The sequence below is a fragment of the Xanthobacter agilis genome (genome assembly GCF_021730435.1).
GTDB classification, from domain to species: Bacteria; Pseudomonadota; Alphaproteobacteria; order Rhizobiales; family Xanthobacteraceae; genus Xanthobacter; species Xanthobacter agilis.
Genome location: NZ_JABWGX010000059.1, coordinates 1 through 4,688 on the forward strand (window position 1 = coordinate 1; position 4,688 = coordinate 4,688).

General features: G+C 64.7%; 5 protein-coding genes and 1 pseudogene. 1 reads left to right on the forward strand and 5 read right to left on the reverse strand.

Translation table 11 applies throughout. The features are described from left to right. Positions 1-99 (forward strand): annotated as a pseudogene (locus HUW53_RS21625) (IS5/IS1182 family transposase); the annotation flags it as partial. A gap of 139 nt (positions 100-238) precedes the next feature. On the opposite strand, the gene phoB reads toward HUW53_RS21625, so the two are convergent. The 5 genes from phoB to pstC all read right to left on the reverse strand — a co-directional run bounded on the left by phoB (position 239) and on the right by pstC (position 4,602). Continuing rightward, positions 239-940 (reverse strand): phosphate regulon transcriptional regulator PhoB, encoded by a 702-nt coding sequence (gene phoB / locus HUW53_RS21630; RefSeq protein WP_237347811.1) that lies wholly within the window; start codon positions 938-940, stop codon positions 239-241. Positions 941-1,078: 138 nt separating this feature from the next. Further along, positions 1,079-1,807: a phosphate signaling complex protein PhoU gene (phoU, locus tag HUW53_RS21635; protein ID WP_237347812.1), complete on the reverse strand. Its 729-nt coding sequence runs from the start codon at positions 1,805-1,807 to the stop codon at positions 1,079-1,081. Between the two features lie 19 nt (positions 1,808-1,826). Next, positions 1,827-2,651 carry a phosphate ABC transporter ATP-binding protein PstB gene (pstB, locus tag HUW53_RS21640; RefSeq protein ID WP_237347813.1) on the reverse strand — a complete coding sequence of 275 codons (825 nt, stop codon included), beginning with the start codon at positions 2,649-2,651 and terminating at the stop codon, positions 1,827-1,829. 123 nt (positions 2,652-2,774) lie between these two features. After that, complete coding sequence (gene pstA / locus HUW53_RS21645) at positions 2,775-3,608, reverse strand: phosphate ABC transporter permease PstA (RefSeq protein ID WP_237347814.1); 834 nt, start codon at positions 3,606-3,608, stop codon at positions 2,775-2,777. Positions 3,609-3,624: 16 nt separating this feature from the next. Then, a complete protein-coding gene (gene pstC, locus HUW53_RS21650) occupies positions 3,625-4,602 on the reverse strand; it encodes a phosphate ABC transporter permease subunit PstC (protein ID WP_237347815.1) in 978 nt (325 codons plus the stop codon). Between the last annotated feature and the right edge of the window lie 86 nt (positions 4,603-4,688).

Sequence of the window (4,688 nt, forward strand, 5' to 3'; positions counted from 1 at the left end):
AAGCTCAAACAGTTCCGGCGCGTCGCCACACGATACGACAAGTTGCTCGTCAACTTCATGGGCTTCGTCAAACTCGCCGCAATCGCCATCTGGCTCAGACAGTTAAATCGTCACTACGGCCTAGATCAATTCCAGCGAGATCGTGCAGCGGTTTTGCACCTGGAATTGCGACAAAACAAAGACTTAGAGCATTTCCGGTGAACGGGGAGTTCACCGGAAATGCTCCAGGCGGGCGCGCTCAGTGGCTGCGGGCGAACATCTCGTTGAAGGAATATCCCGCGCCGCGCACGGTTCGGATCGGGTCCGACTGGCGGCCGCGGTTGATCGCCTTGCGCAGGCGGCCCACATGCACATCGACGGTCCGTTCGTCGATATAGACGTCCTGCCCCCAGACCCCATCCAGAAGCTGCTCGCGGGAGAAGACCCGGCCCGGGCTCTGCATGAGGAATTCGAGCAGCCGGAATTCGGTCGGCCCGAGATGCACTTCCCGCCCGGCGCGATGCACCCGGTGGGTTTCGCGATCGAGCTCGATATCCCCCGCCCGCAGCAGCGTCGCCACATGCTCCGGCTTGGCCCGACGCAGCAGCGCGCGCACCCGCGCCAGCAGTTCCGGAACCGAGAACGGCTTGACCACATAATCGTCGGCACCGGTTGAGAGGCCGCGCACGCGCTCGGTCTCCTCCCCGCGCGCCGTGAGCATGATCACCGGCAGGCGCTCGGTTTCCGGTCGCGTGCGCAGCCGCCGACACAACTCGATGCCGGACAAGCCCGGCAGCATCCAGTCGAGAATGACCAGGTCCGGCACGCTTTCGCGCAACCGTGTTTCGGCATCGTCACCGCGGCCGACATTCTCGACGGCATACCCCTCCGACTCCAGATTGTAACGGAGCAGAAGGGTCAACGGCTCTTCGTCCTCGACGATCAGAATACGCGCCGGCACAGCCCTACATCCATGTCGAAGAGATCATCGCCAATCGTCATCCGTGGCGCGCGCCCGACTTTCGCGCGCCCTGGAGGCCGTTACGGCACCCGCCGGCGGCCGCGGCGCGCGTCAGAAACGCGCGCACCGCCTTTCGCATCACCCCTGCACGGTCTTGCCGGGAAAGGCCACCGTGGTGTCGCTGGAGGCGTCCGCCTTCGGACGACTCTCCGGCAGGGTCTGACCGGTGACCATGTAATACACGATCTCCGCGATATTGGTGGCATGGTCGCCCATGCGTTCAATATTCTTCGCGCAGAACAAAAGATGCGTGCACACTGAAATGTTGCGCGGATCTTCCATCATATAGGTGAGCAATTCGCGGAACAGCGAGGTGTACATGGTGTCGATGGCGTCGTCGCGCCCCCACACATCCAGCGCCTTCCGCTCGTTGCGAGCCGCATAGGCGTCGAGCACCTCCTTGAGCTGCTCGAGGACGAGGTCGGACATGTGCTCCACCCCACGCACCAACTTCTGCGGATGATACTCGCCCTCAATGGCGATCACGCGCTTGCCGACATTCTTGGCAAGGTCGCCAATGCGCTCGAGATCGTTGGCGATGCGGATCGCCGCCACGATCTCCCGCAGATCGCTCGCCACCGGCTGGCGCTTGGCGATGACAAGCACCGACTTTTCCTCGATCTCGCGCTGCACCTGGTCGATGCCGGCATCAAGCGACACCACCTTCTGGGCGATGGCGATGTCGCGCTTGATGAGCGCGGTCACGCTGTCGGCCACCAGGCGTTCGGCCTGACCGCCCATCTCGACCACCTTGCGGCCGATGTCCTTGAGCTCGACGTCGAAGGACGTCACGGTATGGTCTGGCATCTCGCCCATCCTTCTTCCGTCAGCCGAAGCGGCCGGTGATGTAGTCACGTGTCTTGATCTCCTTCGGGTTCGTGAAGATCACGTCCGAAGGCGCCACCTCGATCAGCTCGCCCAGATAGAAGAAGGAGGTGATATCGGCACAGCGTGCGGCCTGCTGCATGTTGTGGGTCACGATGACAATCGTGAAGTCCTGCTTCAGCTCGTCGATCAGGTCTTCGATCTTCGAGGTCGAGATCGGATCGAGCGCGGAGGTCGGCTCGTCGAGCAGGATCACCTCCGGGCGCACCGCAATCGTGCGGGCGATGCACAGGCGCTGCTGCTGACCGCCGGACATGCCCAGCGCCGAGGTGTGAAGGCGATCCTTGGTCTCGTCCCAGATGGCCGCCTTGCGCAGGCACCATTCCACGCGCTCGTCCATCTGCGCCTTGTTCAGCCGCTCGTGCAGGCGCACGCCGAAGGCGATGTTGTCGTAGATAGACATGGGGAAGGGTGTGGGCTTCTGGAACACCATGCCGATGCGGCTGCGCACCACCGTGGAGTCCAGCTCCCGGCCGATGATGTTCACGCCGTCAAACAGCACCTGCCCCTCGGCACGCTGGCCGGGATACAGGTCATACATGCGATTGAACACGCGCAGCAGCGTGGACTTGCCGCAGCCCGAGGGGCCGATCATCGCCGTCACGCGCTTCTCGGGGATCTCGAAATTGATGCTCTTCAGCGCATGGCTCTGGCCATAATAGAACTGAAGATTTTCCACCTTGAGCTTGACCGGGGCGGGCGGCGCATCGGCCTTGGCCGCGACCGAGGTGGCGATGCTGAGGGTGGGATCGACCGCAGACGTCATCTGAGCCTCACTTGAATTTTGATGCCCGGGGGCAGCCGGGCTTTGGATCTTCGGCAACCCGGCGCCCATCGCGCCGGATGAAATCAGCGGTACGGACCCGCCGGGCGGGTGCGCGCGTCGCGGTCAATGACCGCGAGCCAGCACCAGGCGGGAGGCCACGTTCAGCACCAGCACGCCCACGGTGATGAGAAGCGCGCCCGCCCAGGCCAGCGCAACCCAGTCGTCAAACGGGCTGCCGGCATACTGATAGATCGCGACCGGCAGGCTGGCCATGGGCTTGGTCAGGTCCAGCGACCACGCATTGTTGCCAAGCGAGGTGAACAGCAGCGGCGCAGTTTCGCCCGCCGCGCGCGCGATGGACAGCAGCAGGCCGGTGACGATGCCGGCGCGCGCGGCGCGCCAGGTCACGAACATCACGACCTTCCATTGCGGCGCGCCGAGGGCGAACGCGGCCTCGCGCAGGCCGACCGGCACTAGGTTCAGCATGTCCTCGGTGGTGCGTACCACCACCGGGATCACCAGGATGGCGAGCGCCAGTGCGCCTGCCCAGCCGGAGAAGCCGCCGAGCGGCACCACCAGCAGGGTGTAGATGAACAGGCCCACCAGGATGGACGGCGCCGACAGCAGGATGTCGTTCACAAACCGGGCCGCGGACGCGACCCGGGTGCCCTTGCCGTTCTCGGCCAGGAACGTGCCCGCGAAGATGCCGATGGGCGCGCCGATGAGCATGGCGATGCCCACCTGGATCAGGGAGCCGACGATGGCATTGGCGAGGCCGCCGGTCTCGCCGGGCGGGGCCGTGACGTGGGTGAACACGGACAGGCTGAGCGCCGGCAATCCGCGCGCGAGCAGCGTCCACAGGATCCAGGCCAGGAGGAAGAGAGCGAAAACCGCGAAGCCCGTGGACACCGCCTTGACGGCGTTGTCCTTGGCGCGGCGGGCGGCGAGCGAAGCCATGCGCGACGACTCCCGGTCAATCCATCCGCGAGCGCACGAGCGCCCGGGACAGAGCCAGCACGATGAAGGAAATGACGAACAGGATGAAGCCGAGCTGCAGCAGCGAGGTCAGCTTCAGCGAGCCGATGCCCGCCTCCGGAAATTCGTTGGCGATAGTGGAGGCGATGGTGGCGCCCGGCGCGAACAGGGACGCCGACAGACGGTTGGCGTTGCCGATCACGAAGGTAACCGCCATGGTTTCGCCCAGCGCACGGCCGAGACCGAGCATGATGGCACCCACCATGGCCGTATTGCCGTAGGGCACCGACACGTTCTTGTAGACCTCATAGGTGGTCGCACCGACGCCGTAGGCGGATTCCTTCAGCATGGCGGGAACCGATTCCAAGGTCTCGACAAACATGGCCGTGATGAAGGGCAGGATCATCACCGCCAGGATGAGGCCCGCGGTCAGCATGCCCGAGCCGAGCGGCGGCCCCTGGAACAGGAGGCCGATGACCGGCAGGTCGCCGAACAGGCTGATCAGCGGCGGCTGCACATAGGCCGCCATGAGCGGCACGATGACGAAGAAGCCCCACATGCCATAGATGATGGAGGGCACCGCGGCCAGCAGCTGCACCGCCACGCCGATCGGGCGCTTGAGCGCCTGGGGCGCGATCTCGGTGAGGAAGAAGGCGATGCCGAAGGACAGCGGCAAGGCCACGACCACGGCGATGACGGCACTGAACAGCGTGCCGTAAATCATCACCAGCGCGCCGTAATTCTCAGTCACCGGGTTCCAGGTTGCGGTCCAGATGAATTCGAGGCCGAAATGCTGCAGCGCCGGCAGGCCACCCTGGAACAGCTCGGCAATGATGAGCCCGAGCAGCACGAGAACGAAAATGCCGCTGGCCCACAGCAAGCCCACGAAGATGGGATCGGAAATGCGTCCCGTCCCCTTCGCCTTGTTGATGGGCTCGAGCGGAGCCGTGCCCAAACCGTCCATCGTCGCGTCCATCTGTGCCCATCCCCGCGCCGCCCCGGCGCGACCTGAAATTGCGACCACCGCTGCGCCCCTCGAAGCTGGGCCGCAAGAATCTCGTA

Bases quoted from the DNA above. Each gene is read 5' to 3' on its own strand.
- pstC (WP_237347815.1), bottom strand. From the start codon at position 4,602: ATGGACGCGACGATGGACGGTTTGGGCACGGCTCCGCTCGAGCCCATC.
- pstB (WP_237347813.1), bottom strand. From the start codon at position 2,651: ATGACGTCTGCGGTCGATCCCACCCTCAGCATCGCCACCTCGGTCGCG.
- pstA (WP_237347814.1), bottom strand. From the start codon at position 3,608: ATGGCTTCGCTCGCCGCCCGCCGCGCCAAGGACAACGCCGTCAAGGCG.
- phoU (WP_237347812.1), bottom strand. From the start codon at position 1,807: ATGCCAGACCATACCGTGACGTCCTTCGACGTCGAGCTCAAGGACATC.